General features: G+C 69.6%; 21 protein-coding genes and 1 pseudogene. 12 read left to right on the forward strand and 10 right to left on the reverse strand.

The genetic code is table 11. The features are described from left to right. The first annotated feature begins 123 nt into the window (after positions 1-123). Both ACIBF5_RS21545 and ACIBF5_RS21550 read left to right on the forward strand, forming a co-directional pair. Positions 124-2,976 (forward strand): M36 family metallopeptidase, encoded by a 2,853-nt coding sequence (locus tag ACIBF5_RS21545; RefSeq protein WP_396814247.1) that lies wholly within the window; start codon positions 124-126, stop codon positions 2,974-2,976. Positions 2,977-3,070: 94 nt separating this feature from the next. Beyond that, complete coding sequence (locus tag ACIBF5_RS21550; RefSeq protein WP_396814249.1) at positions 3,071-4,003, forward strand: hypothetical protein; 933 nt, start codon at positions 3,071-3,073, stop codon at positions 4,001-4,003. Between the two features lie 20 nt (positions 4,004-4,023). On the opposite strand, the gene ACIBF5_RS21555 is transcribed toward ACIBF5_RS21550, so the two are convergent. Continuing rightward, positions 4,024-5,292: an MFS transporter gene (locus ACIBF5_RS21555; protein WP_396814251.1), complete on the reverse strand. Its 1,269-nt coding sequence runs from the start codon at positions 5,290-5,292 to the stop codon at positions 4,024-4,026. Between the two features lie 129 nt (positions 5,293-5,421). Between ACIBF5_RS21555 and ACIBF5_RS21560 the strand changes: the two genes are divergently transcribed. Continuing rightward, entirely contained in the window at positions 5,422-6,387 is a 966-nt protein-coding gene (locus tag ACIBF5_RS21560; protein WP_396814253.1) for a GNAT family N-acetyltransferase, read from the forward strand. A gap of 111 nt (positions 6,388-6,498) precedes the next feature. Here the strand turns inward: ACIBF5_RS21560 and ACIBF5_RS21565 are convergent, their stop codons facing one another. Next, on the reverse strand, positions 6,499-7,434 hold the full coding sequence (locus tag ACIBF5_RS21565; protein ID WP_396814255.1) for a DUF2332 domain-containing protein: 936 nt from the start codon (positions 7,432-7,434) through the stop codon (positions 6,499-6,501). Positions 7,435-7,735: 301 nt separating this feature from the next. Between ACIBF5_RS21565 and ACIBF5_RS21570 the strand changes: the two genes are divergently transcribed. Continuing rightward, positions 7,736-9,265: an MFS transporter gene (locus tag ACIBF5_RS21570; RefSeq protein ID WP_396814258.1), complete on the forward strand. Its 1,530-nt coding sequence runs from the start codon at positions 7,736-7,738 to the stop codon at positions 9,263-9,265. A gap of 15 nt (positions 9,266-9,280) precedes the next feature. Here the strand turns inward: ACIBF5_RS21570 and prfH are convergent, their stop codons facing one another. From prfH to ACIBF5_RS21585, 3 genes are all read right to left on the reverse strand, one after another. Beyond that, positions 9,281-9,910 (reverse strand): peptide chain release factor H, encoded by a 630-nt coding sequence (gene prfH, locus ACIBF5_RS21575; RefSeq protein WP_396814261.1) that lies wholly within the window; start codon positions 9,908-9,910, stop codon positions 9,281-9,283. Then, entirely contained in the window at positions 9,907-11,052 is a 1,146-nt protein-coding gene (locus ACIBF5_RS21580; RefSeq protein WP_396814326.1) for an RNA ligase RtcB family protein, read from the reverse strand. The genes prfH and ACIBF5_RS21580 overlap by 4 nt, the downstream gene beginning before the upstream one ends. Positions 11,053-11,298: 246 nt before the next feature. After that, positions 11,299-11,952, reverse strand: a complete 654-nt coding sequence (locus ACIBF5_RS21585; RefSeq protein WP_396814263.1) for a TOPRIM nucleotidyl transferase/hydrolase domain-containing protein — start codon at positions 11,950-11,952, stop codon at positions 11,299-11,301. A 275-nt stretch (positions 11,953-12,227) separates the two neighbouring features. Between ACIBF5_RS21585 and ACIBF5_RS21590 the strand changes: the two genes are divergently transcribed. Further along, entirely contained in the window at positions 12,228-13,058 is an 831-nt protein-coding gene (locus ACIBF5_RS21590; RefSeq protein WP_396814265.1) for an NPP1 family protein, read from the forward strand. A 159-nt stretch (positions 13,059-13,217) separates the two neighbouring features. Next, positions 13,218-13,409, forward strand: coding sequence for a hypothetical protein (locus ACIBF5_RS21595; RefSeq protein WP_396814267.1), 192 nt, complete (start codon positions 13,218-13,220; stop codon positions 13,407-13,409). 45 nt (positions 13,410-13,454) lie between these two features. Here ACIBF5_RS21595 and ACIBF5_RS21600 read toward each other — a convergent pair. Together ACIBF5_RS21600 and ACIBF5_RS21605 are read right to left on the reverse strand one after the other, a co-directional pair. Then, positions 13,455-13,616: pseudogene (locus ACIBF5_RS21600) on the reverse strand (DUF1905 domain-containing protein); the annotation flags it as partial. Between the two features lie 20 nt (positions 13,617-13,636). Next, positions 13,637-14,311 carry a TetR/AcrR family transcriptional regulator gene (locus tag ACIBF5_RS21605; protein WP_396814269.1) on the reverse strand — a complete coding sequence of 225 codons (675 nt, stop codon included), beginning with the start codon at positions 14,309-14,311 and terminating at the stop codon, positions 13,637-13,639. A gap of 103 nt (positions 14,312-14,414) precedes the next feature. Here ACIBF5_RS21605 and ACIBF5_RS21610 point away from each other — a divergent pair, with 103 nt between their 5' ends. After that, a complete protein-coding gene (locus ACIBF5_RS21610; RefSeq protein WP_396814271.1) occupies positions 14,415-15,443 on the forward strand; it encodes a medium chain dehydrogenase/reductase family protein in 1,029 nt (342 codons plus the stop codon). A gap of 34 nt (positions 15,444-15,477) precedes the next feature. On the opposite strand, the gene ACIBF5_RS21615 is transcribed toward ACIBF5_RS21610, so the two are convergent. Continuing rightward, positions 15,478-16,221 (reverse strand): glyoxalase, encoded by a 744-nt coding sequence (locus ACIBF5_RS21615; RefSeq protein ID WP_396814273.1) that lies wholly within the window; start codon positions 16,219-16,221, stop codon positions 15,478-15,480. A 272-nt stretch (positions 16,222-16,493) separates the two neighbouring features. On the opposite strand from ACIBF5_RS21615, the gene ACIBF5_RS21620 reads away from it, so the two are divergent. The 5 genes from ACIBF5_RS21620 (at position 16,494) to ACIBF5_RS21640 (ending at position 19,645) form a co-directional block, all read left to right on the forward strand. Next, the gene (locus ACIBF5_RS21620) at positions 16,494-16,778 is read left to right on the forward strand and encodes a hypothetical protein (protein ID WP_396814275.1); all 285 of its coding nucleotides are present in this window, start codon (positions 16,494-16,496) and stop codon (positions 16,776-16,778) included. A gap of 37 nt (positions 16,779-16,815) precedes the next feature. Continuing rightward, positions 16,816-17,106: a hypothetical protein gene (locus ACIBF5_RS21625; protein WP_396814277.1), complete on the forward strand. Its 291-nt coding sequence runs from the start codon at positions 16,816-16,818 to the stop codon at positions 17,104-17,106. Positions 17,107-17,238: 132 nt separating this feature from the next. After that, complete coding sequence (locus ACIBF5_RS21630) at positions 17,239-18,039, forward strand: hypothetical protein (RefSeq protein ID WP_396814279.1); 801 nt, start codon at positions 17,239-17,241, stop codon at positions 18,037-18,039. 59 nt (positions 18,040-18,098) lie between these two features. Then, positions 18,099-18,740 carry a hypothetical protein gene (locus ACIBF5_RS21635; RefSeq protein ID WP_396814281.1) on the forward strand — a complete coding sequence of 214 codons (642 nt, stop codon included), beginning with the start codon at positions 18,099-18,101 and terminating at the stop codon, positions 18,738-18,740. Beyond that, positions 18,737-19,645: a hypothetical protein gene (locus tag ACIBF5_RS21640; protein WP_396814283.1), complete on the forward strand. Its 909-nt coding sequence runs from the start codon at positions 18,737-18,739 to the stop codon at positions 19,643-19,645. The genes ACIBF5_RS21635 and ACIBF5_RS21640 overlap by 4 nt, the downstream gene beginning before the upstream one ends. Before the next feature lie 74 nt (positions 19,646-19,719). On the opposite strand, the gene ACIBF5_RS21645 is transcribed toward ACIBF5_RS21640, so the two are convergent. Both ACIBF5_RS21645 and ACIBF5_RS21650 read right to left on the reverse strand, forming a co-directional pair. Further along, positions 19,720-20,337 carry a GNAT family N-acetyltransferase gene (locus ACIBF5_RS21645; protein WP_396814285.1) on the reverse strand — a complete coding sequence of 206 codons (618 nt, stop codon included), beginning with the start codon at positions 20,335-20,337 and terminating at the stop codon, positions 19,720-19,722. Between the two features lie 275 nt (positions 20,338-20,612). Continuing rightward, positions 20,613-21,443 (reverse strand): sugar nucleotide-binding protein, encoded by an 831-nt coding sequence (locus ACIBF5_RS21650; RefSeq protein ID WP_396814287.1) that lies wholly within the window; start codon positions 21,441-21,443, stop codon positions 20,613-20,615. Between the last annotated feature and the right edge of the window lie 17 nt (positions 21,444-21,460).

Consider the following 21,460-nt stretch of genomic DNA (forward strand, 5'->3'; position numbering starts at 1 on the left):
ACATCGATGATTTTGAACGCGTGTCGGACGACGCACCGTGAAGTGATCCGTACCGTCGGTCAAAATCATCGATGCCGGCAAGGATCCCACGCCCCTCGTACGTCCGCCACGAAGGGAGCACCAGTGCCCGTATCCTCCCCGCCCTCCCGGCTCCGTCAGCACGCGGCGTTACTGCTGGTCACCACGCTTGTCGCGGTCCTGACGCCGACGCTGGCGCCACCCGCCTGGGCCGCACCCGACGACAGTGCGGGAGACTCGGCGCGGGCCGCGCGCACCGCCCTCTTCCTCACCGGGCCGAACGAGGGCAAACCCGAGACCATCGCGATCGACTACCTGCGCACCCATTCCGCCCGGTACGGCGTGAGCAGTGCCGACCTCAGCGACCTCGTGCTCTCCTCCCGCACGACCAGCAAGCACAGTGGGGTGACGCACGTCAACCTCTCCCAGCGCTACCAGGAGTTGGAGGTCTTCGGCGCGACGGCGACGGTCAGCGTCGCCGCCGACGGCAGTGTCGTCTTCGTCGGCCACAGCCTGGTGCCCGCCCTGGCGGCGAAGCCCTCCGGCAGCGCCGTGTTGGACGCCACCGGCGCGGTGAAGGCGGCGGCCGACGCACTCGACCTGCCCGAGCCGGCCAGTCCACGGGTGCTCGACGACGCCACCGGTCGCGCCCAGCGCACCGTCGTGTCCGGCAGCGGGATCTCCGACGAGCCGATCCCGGCCCGGCTGGGCTGGCAGCGCACCGACGACGGGCTGCGGCTCGCCTGGCAACTGGTGATCGACGACTCGACCGACTCGCACCTCTGGAACGCCACCGTCGACAGCGCCTCCGGCGAACTGCTCAACGTGGACGACTGGACGGTCCACGACGCGCCCGAGCAACTCGCCGACACCCTGGGCCGGCACACCGCCCCGACGGCCGGCGGCCCGGGGCACGGGACCGTGGTCGGCCCGCAGTTCCCGCCCCGCAGGGTCAACGACGGATCGAGCTACCGGGTCTTCACCTTCCCGAAGAACGACCCGAACGAGGGACCGCGCACGCTGGTGACCAATCCTGCCGACGCCACCGCGTCGCCGTACGGATGGCACGACACCAACGGGGTGGCGGGACCGGAGTCCAGTGCCACCGAGGGGAACAACGTACGCGCCTACGCCGACCGGGACGCCAACAACCAGCCCGACCCGGGCAGTGTTCCCGACGGGGGAGCGGGGCTCGACTTCAACCTTCCGGCGAACCTGGACGAGCAGCCGCAGACCTACACCGCCGCCGCCGTGGCGAACCTCTTCTACTGGTGCAACGTCGTGCACGACCTGACCTACCGCTACGGCTTCGACGAGGCCGGTGGCAACTTCCAGGTCAACAACTACGAGCGCGGCGGTGTCGGCGGCGACGACGTACGGTGCGAGGCGCAGGACGGCTCCGGTCAGAACAACGCCAACTTCTCCACCCCCGCCCAGGACGGCGGCGCACCCCGGATGCAGATGTTCCTCTGGCCGGGCAACCAGTTCGGACTGCCGAACGCGGTGACCGTCGGCTCGGGCTCCGGTGCCGGCACCTACCAGGCCGAGTACGCCCGCTTCACTCCCGCTCCCACCAACGCCGGCTTCACCGGCCAGGTCGTCCCGGTCGACGACGGTGTCGAGACGCTCGGCGACGGCTGTAGCGCGTACACCGTGCCGGCCGGCGCGATCGCGCTGCTCGACCGAAGCAGCGCCTGCACCTACTACACCCAGGTCGTCAACGCCGAGGCCGCCGGTGCCGTCGCCGTGGTGGTGGCCAACAACGTCGAGGGCGCCCCGGCGGTCATGAACGGGTCGGTGAACCCGCCGGTCGGCATCCCGGCGGTGATGGTGAGCCAGTCCGACGGCGCCACCATCCGGGCCGGACTGCCGGCCTCGGGGCGGGTGCACCGCAACACCGACCGACCGGCGATGCGTGACGCCGCCTTCCGCTCAGAAACGATCTTCCACGAGTACGGCCACGGTGTCTCGAACCGCCTGACCGGTGGACCGAACGTCAACTGCCTCACCGGCCAGGAGCAGATGGGTGAGGGCTGGAGCGACTTCCTTGCGATCGTCTCCCTGATCAACCCGGATCTCGACGATCCGGAGGGCCCGCGGGGCTACGGCCAGTACGCCCAGTTCGCCGACAGCCGGTCGGGCGACGGCTTCCGGCCCCGCCCGTACTCCCGGAACATGGAGATCCAGCCGTTCACGTACGACAGCATCAAGACCGGTGCGTGGCTGGACGGTACGTCGCTGGCCGCCCCGCATGGCATCGGCCATGGCTGGGCCGCCGTGCTGTGGGACATGACCTGGGACCTGATCGACCGGCACGGGCTCAACCGCAACGCGTACGGCGCCTGGCACACCGGGGGCAACAACCTGGCGATGCAACTCGTCATCGACGGGCTGAAGATCCAGGGCTGCGGGCCGGGGTTCGTGGTCGGCCGGGACGCGGTCATCGCCGCCGACGCGGCCCTGACCGGTGGCGAGAACAACTGCACGCTCTGGGCCTCCTTCGCCCGCCGGGGCCTCGGCTACAGCGCGGTGCAGGGCACCACCGGGCGGGACGACAACTCCGCCGCGTACGACACCCACCCGTCCTGCGAGCGTGGTTTCACCAACCGGGCAGCCAAACCCGCCCTCAACTCGGTGAAGGCGGGCTCCACCACACCGATGCAGTTCGTGCTCGGCCGGGATCGGGACCGGGACCGGGACATCCTCGCCAGCAACTCGCCGTACTCCCGGCTGGTCGACTGCCAGACGCTGGCCACGGTCAACCCGGACGGGACGATCACGCCGGGGCCGCTGCCGGTGAAGGCCGAGACCCCGGGCCGTTCGAAGCTCTCGACGAGCGGGCACGGCCGCCACACCTACCCGTGGAAGACGGATCGGAGCTGGGCCGGGACCTGTCGGGAGTTCGTCCTCTCGTTGGCGGACGGTACGCAGCACCGCGCCTACTTCCAGTTCCGTTAGTGGTTCGGTGGACCGGGGTCCGGAGAGGACCCCGGTCCCACCAGCAGACCGGACAGTTCGCGCAGGTTGGCCGGAGTCGTCTACCTTCTGCGACATGCCACGGTCTTCGCGCCTGATCAACCGGCAGGAAGGCGACTTTATTCGTGTTTACGGCTTCGCCGACCCTCAGTCGACGAGGGTCACAGCCGAACTGGTGGCCTCCTTCCCGGTCCCGGAAGGCGTCGAAGTGGAGAGTCCGACGGTGGCGCCGGACCTGAGTCGTGCGGCGTACGCGACCTCCGGTGCCGTGGTGTGTGCCGACCGTGCGGGTCGGAGGCTCTGGCGGCTGGACGGGGTCGTTGACCCCGTTCCGGCATCGGATCTGGCGACCACGAGTTGCGCCTTCTCGGCCGACGGTACGGTCGTGTGGATCTACACGGTCGATCGTGTGGGTCGGTGGATCGTCGTCGACGCCGACACCGGAACCGTCCTGGCCCAGGCGGTGCTGGACGGCGCCGGGGCCGGCGGGCGTCAGTTCGTCCACTCGGACGGTGTGCACGTACTGCTGGGTGTGGCCGAGGGGCGGGACGCCCTCCGGGTGCATCGGGCCCGGCTGGACCGCAAGGCCATCGAGCTGAGCACGTACCCGTGGGATGACCGAAGGCTGGTCGACCTCTCGCCGGCCGGTGACTCCCTCATGACGATCCACCACGACCGGCGCGATGTCGCTTTCCACAGCTACCCGGAGGGGGAGGTGGTGGTACGGGTGCCAGCGGCCTTGTTCGGTTACGACGACAACACCTACCCGGCGTTCGTCGTCGACGGGGGCTACCTGGACTCCGACACCGCGATCGTCACCCTTTCCGGCGACCTCGACGACACCATGGAGTGGGAACTGAGCCGCTACGTCGACGTGCGCACCGGGCGGGTCGGCGGCATGGTGGAGCGGGAGCCCGGACCGTACCGGGACGGGAGTCTCGTGTCGCTCGGCGACGGGACCTGGTTGAGCATCGACATCGACCGCCTGTTCCGACGCGACGTCCGCTGACCGACCAGCGACCGTCCGCCTCAGGCCAGTGCCGGGTCTACCTGTCGCGCGTCGGGCACGGATTCTTCGTCCGCGTGGGCGATCAGGGTCAGGTTGCGCCAGAGGGCGACGACAAAGATCGCCGACCCGATGAACGCGAACCAGAAGGGTGCGGTCACGTCGATCCGGGCGGCGAGCAGACCGCCGACCGTGGAGCCCACGACCAGCCCGCCGAAGACGCAGGTCATGTTGACACTGCCGACCCGTCCCTGGAACTCCGTCGGTACCGCGCGCTGCCGGACGGTGACCGAGGTGGTGCTCCAGATGAAGGCGTGTGCGCCGAAGACGAAGAGGATCGCCGACGCCACCCATGCCGAGGTCGTGAGGGCCAGGGCCAGGTGGGTGAGCGTCTCGATCACCAGTCCCACCCGCATCACGTTGCCCAGGCTGACCCGTCGGGTGATCCAACCGTAGAGCGCGGTGCCGGCGAGGCCGCCCACGGCGGTGACGGTGCTGGGGATGCCGAAGCCCACGGCGCCGAGGCCGAGCCGTTCGGTGGCGTAGAGCACCAGGACCGACCAGGCCGCACCGAAGGTGACGTTGAAGATCAGGATGGTCAGGGCAAGGGTACGCACCGCCGGGTGTCCCAGCGTCCATCGCAGCCCCTGCAGGATGTCCCGTCCGACGCTGCCCATGGTCGCGAGATCGCGACCATGGGCGGGCAGTTTGATCTGCCACACCAGGGCCACCCCCCAGCCGACGAGGACGGCCTCGGTCACGAACGGCCAGGCGCTGCCGGCCGCGAACAGGGTGGCGCCGATCGCCGGGCCGCAGAGCTGGTTCAGCGTGATGAAGCCGGTCTGTAGCCGGGAGTTGGCGATCGCCAGGTCGTCCCGGTGCACCAGCATCGGGAGCAGCGTGGAGGTGGTGTTGTCGGCGAAGACCTCCGTGGTCGCGAGCAGTCCCAGCGCGAGCAGCGCTCCGGCCACCGAGGCGCGGTCGGTGGCCAGCATGACGACGAGGGCGCCGAGGACCACCGTACGGACCACGTTCGCGACGATGATGATCCGGCGGCGGTCGAACCGGTCGGAGAGGACGCCGGCGTAGAGACCGAAGAGCAACGGTGGCGCCCAGCGCAGCAGCGCGGCGAGTGAGACGAGGAAGGCGTCGGTCGTCAGGGAGGCCACCAGCAGCGGTCCGGCGGCCAGGGCGATGCCGTCGCCGAGGTTGGTCGCCCAGGACGAGGCGAGCAGCCAGCGGAATCCGGTACCGAACCGCGACGGGGCGGCAATCTCGACGAAGCGGTTCACAAGGGGTACACCCTAAAGGTCCGCGTACGTTCCTGTCGTGCGGATATTCGGGCAGACCCCGTGCGCCGGTCGATGGAGTGGCCCAGCTCATAGGGCGGATCTACCTGACCCAAACCTACAGTCGGTCTCGTGAGTGCACCCCTGGACTCGGTAAACGTCACCATCCGGCCCATGACGGCGGCGGACCTGGAGCCGACCATCGCGCTGCTGGTGTCGGCCGCTGGCGCGGACAAGCGGCACCGGCTGACCGAGAGGCTCACCAGCGCGGCGCCGGATGAGATCCACTACGCGTTTGTCGCCGAGCTTGCCGGCACCGTGATCGGTGCCGGCAAGCTGACCACCGAACCGGTCTTTCCCGGTACCGCCTCGACCCTCGTCGCGGTCGCGGAGGCGTACCGGGGCGCTGGCGTCGGCACCGCCCTCGCCGCGAAGCTGGCCGAGGCGGCGCGGGAACTCCCGGCCGGGACCGTGGTGACCAGTGCCCTCCGTGACGACCTTGACCGCGGTCGGCGCTTTGCGGAGCGCTACGGCCTGGCGGTCACCCACCACAGCGTGGGCTGGCGGTTCGACCTCGCTGGCCGGGGTGAGGAGGTCGCCGGTCTCGCAAGGGCGGCCGGAGAGCGGGCGGGCATACGGATCCGGGTCACCGACCTCGCGTCCGACGACGCGACGGTCATGGCGTGTGTCGGCCGTACCCTGGTCGGACTACCGGTGCCCGGCGGCGAGAACCAGGATGTCGACCTGGCGCAGGCCCGCGGATACTTCTCCGACACGTCAGTCGTACTACTGGCTGAACCGCTCGGCCCGGGTCACTCGGAGCCCTGGGGCCTGAGTGTCATCGACGAGCAGGTCGGCACCGGTGACTGGTACACGGTGTATACCGGCGTGGAAGTCGCCCACCGGGGCGCGGGCGTGGCGAGCGCACTGAAGACCGCCGCTCTGCGGTACGCGTACGACGTCGGCGCGGTCGCCCTGACCACCCACAACGACGACACCAACGAGCCGATCCTGCGGTTGAACCGCGCCCTCGGCATGGTGCCGAGCGTCGGCTACTGGAGCCTGGCGCGCACCCCGGACGTGGCGGACCCGGCCTGACCCCACCTGTCGGTTGGCGTCGCGGTACGGATTCACCAAGGTCGGACAGCGTGGGACGACGAAGACGGCTTGGAGATCGTCTACGAGGTGAACGCGGATCGAGGGTGGTCGTCACCCGAACCAGGTGATCTGCTGCCCGTGTGACCGGGTCCAGGCCAGTGGCGTCCCATCCAGCGCGAGCACGTTGTGCAGCGCGTCGACCGGTGGCTTCGGCAACGTCTCGTAGGGCAGCACTTCCGGGGCCTCGTTCGCGACCCAGTGTCCGGGCAGTTCGCGTACCGCCGCCGTGAACGCGTCCCGTCGTGCCGTCGACACCTGGTACAGCACCGAGGTGTGGAAGACCACGAGCGTCGCGTCGGCCGGTGCCCGCGCGGCCAGCGCCGGCAGGTCGTCGACCAGGTCACCGCGTACGAGCAGTGGCGGCTCGGCGGCGGCCACGGACACGGCGGCGCGTAGCCGGGCTCGGCGGTTCGTGTGCTCCGGCCAGATCAGCGCGTCCAGCCAGGCGACGTCCACGGGATCGGTCACCCGCAGAGGGTTCGGGTCCAGGCCAGCGCGCCACACCACTTCGGGTAGGACGGTCGGCGGCGCCACCCCGCTGGCCGCGCACTCCAGAACCGGTTCGCCCGAGCCGATCGCGTGCTGCCCGTAGCGGTAGGCGTACCGGTCGGGGTAGAGGCAGAGCCCGGCGGCGGCACCGACCTCCAGCAGCGCGAGCGGCTGCGGCAACGCGGCGAGCACGGGCAGGAGTACGGCACACCGCCCGGCCTCGTTCGTCTGGGTGGCCCGTGCGCGCATCTCCGCCACGATCGCCGACCAGTTCGCGACCGTGTAGTTGTGGAATTCGGCCGGCTCCTCGACCGGACCGCCGAGGAAACGTACGACGCCGAAGAGGAGGTTCGGCTGCCGCTTGCGCGGTGGCAGTGTGTCGAGCAAGTCCAGGATCGTGTCGTCGCGCGACACCGCGTACGACAGCCGCTCGTACACGGGTGACACACCGTGCGCCTCGCGGGCGGCGAACTCGGCGTACGCGATCGCGGTCCTCATGTCCCAATGATCGCAGCGAGTTCGCCCACCATGGACCCACCGGGGACCGGTGCTGGTGAGCGACTCCTGGCGGTGTGGCGCCGCCATACCGACTGACGACCGGTGGCCGTTCGTGAGAGGTGCGCTCGGTACGAGCGTGGGGCGGCATCGTGACCATGTCGTGAGAGTTGCGGCGTGCCGATCGGGTGGGCCCGCCCCGGGAGAGACCACCCGGTTGTTCGTCGAACGGTCCGACGCCGGTGACGCGGCCGGAGCCGGCGCGTTATACGAGGAGGACGCCCCGAGGAACGTAGGTGCCGACATGCGCAGGTGGCTGCCGCTGACGACGATCTGTCTGGGTACATTCATGCTGCTGATCGACGTCACGATCGTGAACGTCGCCCTGCCCGAGATGGTCGGTGACCTGGACGCGTCCTTCGGCGCCCTGCAATGGGTGATCAACGCGTACGCGCTCGCGCTGGGTGCACTGGTGCTCGGCGCGGGCTCGATCGCTGATCTCGTGGGGCACCGCCGCACGTACGTCGCCGGGCTCGTGATCTTTGCGGCCTCGTCACTGCTCTGCGGGCTCGCCCCCAACCCGGGCGTGCTGATCGCCGCCCGTACGGTGCAGGGCATCGGCGCCGCAGCCATGTTCGCTACCACGTTCGCGTTGCTCAACAGCACCTACGCGGGCCGCGAGCGAGGCAGCGCGTACGGCATCTGGGGTGCCGTCTCGGGCGCCTCGGCCGCGGTCGGCCCGATCCTCGGCGGTCTGCTCACCGACGGCGCGTCGTGGCGTTGGATCTTCTTCGTCAACCTGCCGCTCAGCGCCATCGCCGTCACGCTCTGCCTCACCATGCTCGGCGACGGCCACCGAACCGGCCGGGGCAGGGTGGACATCGCCGGCATCACCAGCTTCACCGCCGCGGCGGCCTGCGCGACGTACGCGCTGATCCGGGCGAACGAGGACGGCTGGTCCGATCGTGGAGTCTGGTGGCTGCTCACGCTGGCAGGTCTGCTGCTGGCCGGGTTCGTCGCGATCGAGACGCGCTCGCGCCACGCCATGTTCGACCTCGGACTGCTCCGTAACCGCTCGTTCGTCGGGGTGCTGCTCGCCGGACTCCTGATGACGTTCGCCGCCTTCGCCGTGTTCACGTACACCTCGATCTGGCTGCAGTCGGTGCTGGGAATGAGCGCGATCGGTGCCGGACTCACCGGCGTACCCATGTCGATCACGGCGTTCGGTGTATCGGCGATCCTCGGCCGGATGCTGCACGGCCGGCGGCCCGATCTGGTGATCGGCGCGGGGTTGTTCTTCATCGGCCTCGGCTGCCTGACCGTCGTCGCGCTCGTGCACGGCGCGGCAACCTGGCCGGCGTTGATTCCGGGACTCGCCGTGATCGGTGTCGGCGTCGGCCTGGCGACACCCATCCTCGGTTCGGTCTCCATGTCCCTGGTGCCGCCCGAGCGCGGCGGCATGGCCGCCGGTGCGGTCAACACCACCCGTCAGCTCGGGTTCGCCTTCGGGGTCGCCGCGCTGGGCAGCGTCTTCGCCGCCCGCGCGCAGAGCAGCCTCGCCGCGGACGGCGTCCCGGACGCGCAACAGACCGCGCACGCCATCGCCGGCGGACAGACGCCTGCCCTGCTGCACTCCGCCCCGGCGCAGGGCCGACAGCTCCTCGACAGCGCGGCGCACGCCGCGTCGGTGACCGGTGTCCAAGCGACCTTTGCCGTGGCCGGAGTCGTCGGTATCCTCGCCGCCCTGCTCGTGGTGATCCTCATGCGACCCGTCCGGGTCCGTGCCACCCACGAGGACGAACTCCCGTCCGTCCCGCAGCCGACCGGACCCTGACGTGCGGTCACCGTCTCAGTGTCCCTGGCCCGACGTCTCCGGACGCTCGACCCGGGTCGGGTTGCCACGTTCGAGTTCGTCGTGGATGCGCCACCGGGCGGTGATGACGGCGCGTCCCGTCGCCTCGTCGCCGTACTCGATGCGTTGTCGCAGCCGCTGCATGGCGATGCGGCGGTTGAGGCTGAACTGCCGCTCGGTGTCGACCACGACGACGATCCCCGAGGGACGGTGGGTCGCCCGTACCGCTGTGCTGGCCTTGTTGCGGTGCTGACCACCAGGGCCTCCGGTGCGGCAGGCGACGACGTCAACGTCCGCCTCCGAGAACGCCGTACGCGGGATGTCGACCTGGCACGGTTGGGCCGTGACGTACCAGTTCTTCCGGCCGGCTTCGGACCGGTATGGACTCGGAGCCTGCCAGCACAGGGTTCCGGTCCACGATGCGGCGAACGTCTCGGCGCCGGGCCCGGCGATCCGGAGCAGGACCGATCGGTGGGTGCCCGGTCGGTCACCGGGGACGGTCCCGACCCGTTCGGTCGTCAGGTTCTTCCGGGCGGCCTCGGTTTCCAGCCGGCGGAGCAGCCGGGCGAGCGCCCAGGCGCACTCCTGCGGGCCACGTCCGGCCGTCATGAACAGGTGGACACTCACGACCGGCCTCGTGTCCGGCGGTGCTCGCGCCGCTCCTGCCGGGGCGTCGACCCGAGGTCGGGCGTCTTGTAGGTGACCAGGGGAACCGTGGTCACCACGGGCGTGGCGAGGTCGTGGTCGACGAGGTCGGCGATCACCTGCTCGATGCGTTTGTACGCCGTCGGTGCCTCCTCGAAGAGGAGCTGACGGTCACCGCACACCACCAGCGACCCCACCGGAGTGCGGCGTAACTCCTCGACCGTGTGCTTGGCCCGGCCCCGGCGCAGGGCGTCGGCGCGCGACATCTTGCGGCCCGCGCCGTGCGCCACGGAATGGTTGGCCTCCGGCCCGGCGTGGGCGGCGACGAGGTAGGAACGGGTGCCTCGGGTGCCGGCGATGAGCACGTCGCGGCCGTCGCCCGGCGCCGCTCCCTTGCGGTGCAGGTAGACGCCGTCGCGGAGTTCGACCAGGTTGTGGCACTGGTCGACGATCGGTTCGGTCGGCTCGGTGCCCAGTGCGTGGGCGACCCGGGCGGCCATCAGCCGCCGGTTGAGCGAGCCCCAGCGCAGGGCATCGTCGTGCATCGCCAGGTAGCCGGCAGGGTCGGGGGTGGGTCCCGCGCCATGGACCTCGGTGTGCGCCCGCAGGATTCGTTCGCCGAGACCCCGGGAGCCGCTGTGCACGATGAGTACGAGGTCACCGGGGGCGAGACCGAGGCGGCTCGCGTGACCCGGCTCGAAGACCGTTTCGATCCGGGCCAGCTCGACGAAGTGGTTGCCCCGGCCGACCGTCCCGAGACCCTCAAGGTGACCGGCGGGGATATCGCCGTCCAGCACAGCCCAGGCCGGGTCGTCGGCATCCTGCTCGGGGTCGAGTGCCCGGTCGAGGTCGGGGAACCGGGCGGCCAGCTTCTCGGGTACGGCGCGCTTGAGCTTGAGGGGGAACACGGCGATGCCGCAACCGATGTCGGAGCCCACCAGGAACGGGTACAGCACGGTCGACGCCATGGCGGCACCGATCGGGGCGCCCTTGCCGGGGTGCAGGTCCGGCATGGCGGCGACGTGGATCATGCCGTCGAAGGCGGCCACCTGGTGGCATTGCGCGACGGCGTCGGACTCGATCCAACTGGAGGGGGAGGCGAAGACGGTGACGGTGGCCGGCATGGACTGCGGCAGGGTGTCCTGCCGGGGGTGTTGCGCAGACAAGGACGTTCTCTTCCCTGGGAAGGGGGCATGGACGGATGGCGTTGCGGCACGGTGCGGTGCCGTGGGCCTGGAAGTGTCGGGGGCGGTCCGTCAGAACGTCATGGGCATGACCTTCCCGGAACCCGCCGCACCGGGCAAGCGATTTTCGGTTGCCGCCGAAGTCCGGGCGGCCGGGAACGGACCAGGTACGCCGATGCGGCTGGGCTAGCCGGCGAGCAGGCGGTCCAGGGGCCGTGGAACGCGGTCCAGGTCGAGGGCGCGGACGAGCGCGCGTGCGTACCGGGCCTTACGACCGCTGGTGGTGCCCATGAAGCGGCGCAGTTGCCGCTCGACCGCTCGCCCGCGCTGCGCGGGCTGGTTCTGGAAGACCCGGAACCTGGCCAGATCCTGCTCGGCTGCGAGCACATGCTCGACGCCGGAGGTGCCAAGTGCCCGGATCAGCTCGTCTTCCAGGTCGGCCACGCAGACGTAGAAGCCGAGCGCCTCCATCGTGGAGCGGGTCAGGCCGGTGCCGAGGCCAGCCTGCTCCAGGCCACGCCGGAAGTAGCCCTCTTCCGCCTCGTCGCAGAGCCCTCGTACGTTCGTGGCGAGCCCGGACGCGCCGAAGATCCGCAGAAACCGACCGACGCTCATCGCTCCTCCGAGCGGCAGGACGCACACACCCTCGCCAGCCAGATCACGGTCGTGGCGGGCCGCCAGCGCCTCCACGGCGCTCTGGTCGCTGACCCCTTCGACGAGCACGACCGTGGCCAGGCCGTCGGTGGCCAGTTCGCGGGCGACCGTGGCGGCAGCCGCCGCGCCCGTGCCGCCGGCCGCCCACGTGTCGACGGCGGCTCGGAAGCGATCCGGTTCTCGCACGGGTCGGAGTCTGACAATGACCGGTTCGGACCGCCACCCGAATCTGTCGGGGTGGACCACCGACCGTCGGCCCCGCTGCCGCTGCCGCTGCCGTGCCGGCCCGGTGCGGACCGTGACCAACGGGGCGGGAGCCCGGGAAATCGCCCGCTATTCATGCGTTCTTCTCGTGTCTGGACATTGACCCCCAGCTCGGCCGCGTGAAATACAGATGGTCACGCGTTGGCGGACAGACCGGCCAGGGCGCGTCGATCCCAGAAAGGCGAGGAATGGAACACATGTCATCGCCGTCTGCCGTACCGGGGTCTTCCTCGGTTCGGCCCTCCGGCACGTTCGTCAGGCGTCACCGTCGTCTTCTGTCCCGGATCGTGGCCGGGCTGGCCGCGCTCGGGGTCGTGATCCCCGCGACGGTGGCGTTCGCCGATTCGCTGCCCAACCTGCCGGCGAACGCCGGAGGGTACGAAGCGTCGTTCTCGCCCGCGTACGACTACGACACCGACGGCTGCTACGCCGTGGCAGCCATCAGCCCGGACGGCACGATCAACCCCGGACTGAACACCACCGGGGCCATCAACGGCAGTTGCCGGGACCAGTCCGATCTGGACAGGTCGCAGACGTACGCCCGGTCGAAGTGCAACAACGGCTGGTGCGCGATCGTCTACGCCAGCTACTTCGAGAAGGACCAGGCGGTGCACGGAAGTGGCCTCGGCGGCCACCGGCACGATTGGGAACACGTCATCTCCTGGGTCAACCAGGCGTCGAACCAGGTCGAGTTCGTGACCACCACGCAGCACAGCAGTCAGCGGACCTACACCCGTTCGCAGGTACGTTTCGACGGCTCACACCCCAAGGTCGTCTACCACAAGGACGGCGCGTCCACGCACTTCTTCCGGCTGGCGAACGGCAGCGACGAGCCGCCGGAAAACCATTACCACGGGTGGCGCTACCCGCCCACGGTGGACTGGAACGGGTGGCCCAGCGTCCAGTTGCGGGACAGACTGATGAACGCCAATTTCGGTTCCGCGACCATCAAGATCAAAGATGGTTCGTTCGAATACCTCCTCAACGTCTCCAAGCCCGCGGGGATTCCGTTCAACCCCCAGGGCTGAGCCGGACGGCCGCCGGACGACCGTCGTGCAGGCGTCGGTCGTCCGGCGGTCTGGGGCGCGCCGCGTCGTTCGACACCGGGCCGCGCCATCCCGGGCCGATCGCCGTCGCGTGTGGTCGGCGCGGCTCGCCGTACCGAGCAACACGCTACTGGTGCTGCCATGTATCTGTGGGTGTTGCGGCAGAACACCGCTGCGCAGCGGTTCTACCTCGCTCGTGGGGCAACCTGCGCGGAGGCGGCGACGGCGTCGCCGCCCGGCGGCGACCCGGCTCGCCTCAACGGCACCCCCGGTAGTTTGCGCATGGCGTGGCCGGACGCCGCAAGGTCGCGACAGCTACTCGACGACCGGTGAGATGACCGGTCTGACGTCCCGTACGCCTCGGGCCAGGCGACGTGGTCAAGAGCCGACGAGTTCGGCCGTCACCGTCGCGACGTCACCGGTGTCGAGACCCTCGGCCTGGCGAATCGTCCGCTTGACCGGCAGCACGTGTCCTCCGCGAGCGTTGTCGGGGAAGATCGATGTCATCCAGGTGCTGCCGCCCACCGTGACCCTGACCTGGTGGGTCTGGTCGGCGGGGGCTACGCCGTGTTGATGGCGGCGTCGGTCTCGGCGGCGTAGAGCAGCGCGGGGTCGAACTGCATGTTGGTGAAGTGGCCGGCGACCTCGAGACTGACCACGCCGTGCAGCCGGGTCCAGAAGGTGAGCGCGCGGCGTAGGGCGGTAGCCGAGCAGGGGTGGTCGCCCGCCCACTGCCGATGGGTGTCCAGATGCTCGTCGAGGGCCGCGCTGGCATCGGTGACGGAGCTGATCGGGGCGTCGGCTTTGTCGAATGCGTCGAGCAGTATCGACATGATGCTCGACGCGATCGTCGTGGCGTCGGGCGGGGCGGCATAGCCGGGCACCGGCGTGCCGTAGATGAGTAGGTATCGGTGCGGGGCGGCCAGTGCCCACTGACGGATGGCGACGGCCACCGCGTGCAGCCGGGCGGTGGGCGGGCTCCCGGTTACGACGGCGGCACGGCAGGTGGCGGCGAGGTCGCGGTAGGCGTCCAGGACAAGTTCCGTGATCAAGTCGTCGCGGTTGCGGAAGTAGCGGTAGAGGGCGGGTCCGCTGATGCCCATCTGCTTGGCGATCGCGTTCAGGGACAGTGCCGACGCTCCGGTGGTCGCCACCTGTGTCCACCCGTACGCCTTGATCTCTGCGCGAACCTGTTCGCGGTATCGCTCCCGCGGGCTCCGTGCGGCACCGTCCATGTCTGTTCCTTCGCTTGACACCTCTTCGGTGAGCAGAACATACTCTCGTTATAACCTCTAACTCTTGCTAGAGGCAATCATTATGGTGGAGATGGTGGAAATGATGGCAACGGACCAGCGAACCGAGATCGTTCTTCCGGGTGTGGTTGCCCCCGACGACCTGCAGGTACGCACCACACCGATCCCCGCGCCTGCCACCGGGCAACTGGTGATCCGGATGGAGGCCACCGGCGTGTCCTTCGCCGAGCAGCAGATGCGTCGGGGCCGCTACTACGACCAGCCCTCGTTCCCGTTCGTGCCCGGCTACGACCTGGTCGGAGTGGTCCAGACGATCGGGGCCGGCGTGGACCCCGCGCTCCGTGGCCAACGCGTCGCGGCGCTGACGAAGGTGGGCGGCTGGGCCAGCCATGTGGTCGTCGACGCCGCCTACGCGGTGCCGGTGCCCGCCGGCCTGGACCCGGCCGAGGCCGAGACCGTCGTGGTCAACGGAATCACCGCCTGGCAGATGCTGCATCGCAAGGCCCGCGTCCTGGCCGGCCAGACGATCCTGGTGCACGGCGCCAACGGCGGTGTCGGCTCGACCCTGGTGCAGTTGGCCCGTCTCGCCGGAGCCCAGGTGATCGGCACCGCCTCCCCGCGACACCACGACATGCTTCGTGACCTCGGCGTCACCCCGATCGATTACCACGCTGACGTGCCGGCCGCAGTGCGCGCGCTCGCCCCTGGTGGCGTCGACGCGGTTTTCGACCATCTCGGCACTCGCAGCGTGCCCGAGTCGTGGCGACTGCTCGCACCCGGTGGCACCCTCGTCGCCTACGGAACCGCCGCCACCCGCGACGACACCGGTTCCAAGCACCTGCCGGTGCTCAAGGTCCTCGCCCGGATCTGGGTGTGGCACGCGCTGCCGAACGGTCGGCGAGCCTACTTCTACAACATCTGGGCCGGCCGAGTTCTCGTCAAGCAGCGGTTCCGGGCCCGGCTGAGGCACGATCTGACCCAGGTCCTGAACGCTATGGCCCAACAGCAGATCGCCGCGCAGATCGCCGCCCGGTTCCCTCTCGCCCGAGCCGCCGACGCCCTGTGCCTGGCCGAGTCCGGCGCCGTCACCGGCAAGGTCGTCCTCATCCCCTGACCGGCCGTCCGCTGTTCCGGCATTGCGCGGCGCGTCAGGTCGTGCTCGGCATCCAGACGACGAGCAGGGTGGGGTCGGCCACGGCGGACTCGACCCGGTGCCGCTCTTCCACGGTCAGGGCGAGTTCCCGGAGCCTCACGCCCCACTCGGGCACCCGCTGCGGCTCCTCCAGTGCCGTGGACAGCTCGATGAGCATCGCCAGCGCCATCGCCTGCTCCACTGCCGGCGCGGCGTCGCCGTGGCGGCGCAACCCCGAGTTCAGCGCGCGGAAGGCCGCCCGGTCGTCCTCCTTGAACTCCCGCAGAATCCGGGCGTTGTCCAGGACCCGGGCAAGCCCCTTGAGCGCAGGGGCGCCGCCGTATTCCAGGGTTTCCGGCTCGTCGCGCTGGATGAAGACGATCGAGTTTCCGGACGGGTCCATGATGGTGAACCGGGAGGCGCCGGGCCGGAACCGGGTGATCCGGGGAAGCCCTTTGGAAAGAACCTTGCCGTACGTCTGGCGCATCGCCTCGGTGAACGCGGCGTGATACGGCGCGACCACGTCGACCATCACCAGGCACCCGCCGGTGTTCTCCACCGACGGGTCCACACTGCTGGCCGCGCGCCCGTAGTTCAGTTCGAACCCGCTCCACCGGAATGCCAGGTACAGATAGGGCTTCGTCTGCTCCCAGGTCACGGCGAAGCCAAGGGCGCGCCAAAAGGCCAGGGTTTCGTCCGGTGCCACGCAGGGCAGCAACGGCACGGTGCTCTCGTTCGGCTGGATACGGTTCTCAAGCATCGTCGGCGCCTCACTGTTCGACAGAGCAGGCCAGGAGCAGTCTGCCAAACTCACGACCGTCCCGCACATTCAGAAATGCGACGTTCCGAATCGTGCAGAAGGCAGCATTCTCATGCCATAGGCGTTCCGATGTAGCCACAGGACGGCCTTGCTGTCACGGACGGCGCCCTGTCGGCTGATCCTCAACGGGTCGATCGTTCGATGCCACGCCGGACGAGACCACGGACGACGGGGAGGGTGATTGCCCGGATGGTCATTTCGCTGCTCCAGACGTGGAACCGGCTGGGTGGCGCGTACTGGTGCATTCCCCGGCGGGCGAGTGCCTGCTCTTCGCCGCTCTCGAGCAGGTGATCGCGGGAGACGGGCCGAGCCGGCTCACCGGCCGGGCGGTGACCCGCGTAGCCGGTGTCGCCACCGGGCTGCTCTACGCACACTTCGCGAACTTCGACGACTTCCTGGCCGGGTACGCGGTCGACCGGGTCTTCCAGATCTCCAGCCAGGTGGCGGGCCTACCGGGCCGGGCCGGAAGCCGGCACGGTCGCCGAGAATCTGAGTGACGCGATCCTGGCGACGCCGCCGCGCACGCTGTTGGCGTTGACCCGGCTGATGGCCTTCCGGCCGGATCTGGTCGTGAACATCGAAGCGGTGCTGGGCACCGGAACCGCCGGGCTGCGGGCGGTCGAGCGTGCCATTGCCGTTTACCTGACTGCTGAGCAACGACTCGGGAGGGTGCCCGCAGGCGCCGATACCGAGGCGCTCGCCCTGGCGGTGGTTGGCGTGTTGCATCACGTCGCGCTCACCGAGGAGATCGATTCAGGGGCGGACACCCGCATCCGCCGGGCCATGGCCGCCCTCACGGACAGCTTTCCGGCCGTCGCTTCCTAGCCTTCGCCCATCAGGTCCCGCGCTGGACGCTCCGATCCTCGCCATTTGGCGGGCGTGCTCAGCGTCGCGTACGGACCACGCCGACCTCAAGACAGTCCGCCGAGGAAATCGTCAGGTTGGTGGAGCCGTTGCATGACTCGTCCCGAGCAGTATGGGGAGGTGGCGAAGTACGACGCGTGGCGAGACTTCCTGATGGCATGGCCGGACGACGCCGGCGAGGTCAGGATGACCTTCGCCGAGGTGGAGGCGATCGTGGGTGTGCTGCCCCCATCTGCGCGGGAACACCGCACATGGTGGGCCAACGACTCCAAGGTCCAGGCTGCGGCGTGGCGGGCAGCGGGTTGGCGGGTCGACTCGGTCGACCAACTCGCCGAGCAGGTGGTGTTCAGGCGTGGCCGAGCCGGCGGGAGCAGATCCGCCGCTGTGGTGGCGGGCGGGGCGGTGTCGGCTCTCGCACCGCTACCGGAGGCCATCGACCGTCCCGATCTTGGTGTGCGGGATGGCATGCGCGAGTCGGAGGTTCAGGCCAGCATCGTCATCCACCTCGTTCGAGGCGGCTGGACCATCCGGCACACCGCCGATACGGCGACCAAGGAACATGGCATCGACGTCATTGCCACCCGCGAGGGCCGGACTCTCGCCATCGAGGTGAAGGGATTCCCGAGCCGCCACTATCAAGATCCGCGCCGGGCCGAGCAGACCAAGCCGACCGCGCCTTCGACGCAGGCACGTCACTGGTACGCGCAGGCGCTGTTGAAGGCGATGCTCACCCGGTCGGAACACCCTGATTTCGACCTGGCCATCGGGTTACCCGACGCGCCCACCTACCGCAGCCTGTACCGGCGCACCCGCGACAGTCTCGACCTGATCGGCGTCATGCTCCTGCTGGTGGCGCCCGACGGCACGGTCAGCCAGGGCGACGACAGCATGTGAGGAACATCGGGCTCGGGGTCCGCCTTGTGGTGCTTGCGTACCGGCACGATACTGCGCTCGTGTGGTCCGCCATCCTCGTGTTGCTGAGCCTCTATTTCGTGGTGAGTTATGCAGGTGTGAACGACGCCTGGGCCGCGTTCTTGGCGCCCGCCGCCGCAGCGCTGGTTGCCATGGTGGTGCTCCGGCGCAGCGCTCGCGAGGGCGCGGACCTGGTGCCGGAGCCGGTCCGCCGGGCAAAGCTGGTCCGTCGCGTGCTGGGACTGGTCGTTCTGGCATACCTCAGCGAGGCCGTGGTCAGCGGCGTCGTCGCTGGTTTCGTACCGCTGGTTCCGCCCGGCGGTTCCCCGGATCAGGCCGTTGCCACCGCCCTGCGGCTGAACACGGTCGTGGCGTTGCCCGTCGCACTGCTCCTCGAATTCGGAGTGGGAATCCTGTCCGCGAAGTGGTTGACGGTCAGCAGACCGTTTCGCTGGCTGGCGGCGATATCCGTGGTGCCGATCCCGATCGTGCTCGCGCTGCGTCCGGTGGCCACGGCCCTTTCCCGCGAGAATGGCACCACGCCTCCGCGTGACCTCGCGGAGAGCGCTCCGCGGACGATCGCCGTGACGATCCTGGTCTTCTGCGTCCTGGCTCTCGGCAATCTGCGCGGGCGGAAGTTACTGACAGAGGCCGGGTTCGGGGATCGGGAAGGCGCGCGGTGAACCTGTTCGAGGAGAGTCGCTACGCATACCTGTACCCGCCGACCGGCGAAGGGATCTACTGCGTCGGCAACGCGGCCGAGTGTGACGACCTGACGTACGACGGCACGGCGGTACGGATCCCGTGGGCCGGCACCCCCGGGCCGGACGAGCTGGCCAATATCCGCTGCCTGCATCTGCTGCCAACCTCGGCGCAACTGGCCCGGGGCAGCCTGCCGACGTTCCTGCCCCGGCTGCCAGCGGTGCGATCGGTGTCGATCCCGAGCGCGCTGCTGCCCCGACTGGATGTGGGGAACGCCCCGCCCGGCCTGCCGATGCTGATGGTCGTCGACGAGGCTGACGCGCCGGCCCCGCGTACGAGAATCAAGCTGGACGCGTTCCTGCCCGACCTGCGCGGGCTGATGTTTCTGGCCCCGGCGGCGAAGCCGAACCTGATGGACTTCGTGGACCCGCTGCCCTCGGCGTTGGAGTTCCTCCACCTCCAGGTGAACGGCCGGCTCGCCACGCTGGATCAGCTCCGGGCGCTGGAGCGGCTGCGTCACCTGGAACTGGTGCGGGTACGTGCCTTCGATGTCTTCGACTACATCCGCTCACCGTTGCGGGTGCTGGAGATCGGTGGGGCCAGCCGGGGCTTTCCGATCGAACGGCTCGCCACCGTCGCATCCCTGCGGAGCGTACGACTCAACGGTGTGTACACGGAGATCGACTGCGCGATTTTCCGGGACCTGCCGGAACTGGTCGAGTTGGACGTGTTGAACTGCAACCGGGTCGGCAACGTCGAGGCGCTGCTGGACTGCCCCAAGCTCGCGAATGTCCGGCTCCTCAACTGCAAGAAGCCGTTCGACGCGCGTACCCGGGTGATGTTCCGGGATCGGGGTTTCGCCCACCTGGACATCAACTTCGCCTGACGGTCGGGTACGTCAGCATCGGCACGCGGGAATACGCGCGACCGGCGTCCGGCCGGTCGGGCCACCCGCCGGCCTCAGCGGGAGCCAGGAACCGTCGCCCACATCTCGCGAGTCATCTCGTACTCCACCTCGCCGAGGTCGGCGCCGGGCAACGGATCATCCCAGGACGGGTGAAAGGTACGGACGTATCGCATACCGGCGGTCTCCATGACACCGCGAGACCCGGCGTTCACGGCCATGGTCTGCGCGATGACCCGAGACTGACCAACGGTGTCAAAGGCGTGCCGCAGCAGGGTACGCGACGCCTCGCTCGCCAGGCCCTGCCGCCAGTAGCGGCGGACCAGGCGGTAACCCAGTTCGCTGACGGTCGGGTCGTCGGGTTGGTCGGGGCCGTGCGCCGGTGGAAGCATCATGAGGCCGACGAATTCGCCCTCGTCCTGCCGCGCTGGCGGCGCGGAGCCGCGCCTGCCGCCGTCAGACCCGAACGCCATCCAGTAGCCCAGGCCGTCCACCCGGCCAGCCAGGTCCAGCCGCCGCGCGTGGGACTCGATCACCTCGTCCCTCGACCGCGCCCGCCCAGTGATGAAACGAAGCACCTCAGGGTCGGAGTCGAGCTGCACCTCTAGGTCGAGGTGCTCGTCGGCCAGTGGGACCAGCAGCAGACGTGCGGTGCGCAGAACAGGTTGGGGCACGCGGTGAACGATCACACGGCGGCGGCGACCACGCGACCCCATTTTGCCGCCGGTTTTCTGCGCGGCGCTCGTCGTGCTGGTCACCGGCACTGTGGCGACGGGTCTCGGAGCCCTACTGCCCTCGACCGTGTCAACGCTGGTCACCCCGGGTGGCCTCGTCCCGGTGGCGCCGATCTTCGCGCACTTCCTGCCGACGATGTGGCAGCCTTGTCGCGCTCGGTGCCGGGGCGCTCGGCTTCAGCCGCCGCGACGCATCCTGACACGGGTCGGGCCTGTCAGGTCGGTGTGGGAGCGAGGAAGTCACGTGCCCCTCGGAGGCGAGTGGTCAACCGCGTCTGGGTCATGGTGCTGTCCAGGCGTACGTCGACAGGGCCCGGGAGGTCGGTGTCGGCGCGTAGACCGGTGGGGAGCGCGGCCTGGTCGAGACCGTCACGTCGGGCGATCAACACGCCGAGTTCGTAGCGGCTGATGGCGTCGGCGCCGGCGACGTGATGGACCCCGGCGAGTGGTGATGCCGCGAGCTCCAGTAGTGCCGAGGCCAGGTCGGTGACGTGTACGGGGCATCGCACATCGTCGGTGTAGAGGGCACCGGTCACGGCGCCGGAAGCCAGCGCGTGCACGAGCCGCTCCTGTGGGGAGTCGCCGTCACCGATGATCAGTGAGGTTCGGGCGATAACCGCGGACGGGGCTATACCCTTGACCGCAGTCTCCGCCGCGGCTTTGGCGGCACCGTACGGTGTCGTGGGGTCCGGCGGTTGCGTCTCGTCGTAGCTGGCCGCGGCGCCGGAGAAGACCGCGTCGCTGGACACGTGCACGAGCCGGGCGCCGGTCGCCGCAGCGGCGAGGGCGACGTGCATACCGCCCTCAGCGGTGGTTGCCCAGTCGGACTGCCGGTACGCGACATTGACCACCACGTCGGGGCGCACCCGCAGGGCCAACGCGGTGACGTCGTCGCGGCGTCGGATGTCGACCATGTGCCAGTCCACGCCCCTGACCGACGGGACGTGGGTGTGGAAGGTGCCGACGACGCGGTGACCCGCGAGTCGGGCCTGACGAGTGACTTCCCGCCCGAGAAGGCCGCTCCCACCGATCACCAGAAGATCCACGAGGCCACCGTAGTGCG

Origin of the sequence: Micromonospora sp. NPDC050417, from assembly GCF_044458865.1 — a bacterium.
GTDB lineage: Bacteria > Actinomycetota > Actinomycetes > Mycobacteriales > Micromonosporaceae > Micromonospora_G.

Coding starts and splice junctions, on each gene's coding strand:
- ACIBF5_RS21550 (WP_396814249.1), top strand. CDS start 3,071: ATGCCACGGTCTTCGCGCCTGATCAACCGGCAGGAAGGCGACTTTATT.
- ACIBF5_RS21565 (WP_396814255.1), bottom strand. CDS start 7,434: ATGAGGACCGCGATCGCGTACGCCGAGTTCGCCGCCCGCGAGGCGCAC.
- ACIBF5_RS21570 (WP_396814258.1), top strand. CDS start 7,736: ATGCGCAGGTGGCTGCCGCTGACGACGATCTGTCTGGGTACATTCATG.
- ACIBF5_RS21580 (WP_396814326.1), bottom strand. CDS start 11,052: ATGCCGGCCACCGTCACCGTCTTCGCCTCCCCCTCCAGTTGGATCGAG.
- ACIBF5_RS21590 (WP_396814265.1), top strand. CDS start 12,228: ATGTCATCGCCGTCTGCCGTACCGGGGTCTTCCTCGGTTCGGCCCTCC.
- ACIBF5_RS21595 (WP_396814267.1), top strand. CDS start 13,218: ATGTATCTGTGGGTGTTGCGGCAGAACACCGCTGCGCAGCGGTTCTAC.
- ACIBF5_RS21605 (WP_396814269.1), bottom strand. CDS start 14,311: ATGGACGGTGCCGCACGGAGCCCGCGGGAGCGATACCGCGAACAGGTT.
- ACIBF5_RS21610 (WP_396814271.1), top strand. CDS start 14,415: ATGGCAACGGACCAGCGAACCGAGATCGTTCTTCCGGGTGTGGTTGCC.
- ACIBF5_RS21615 (WP_396814273.1), bottom strand. CDS start 16,221: ATGCTTGAGAACCGTATCCAGCCGAACGAGAGCACCGTGCCGTTGCTG.
- ACIBF5_RS21630 (WP_396814279.1), top strand. CDS start 17,239: ATGACTCGTCCCGAGCAGTATGGGGAGGTGGCGAAGTACGACGCGTGG.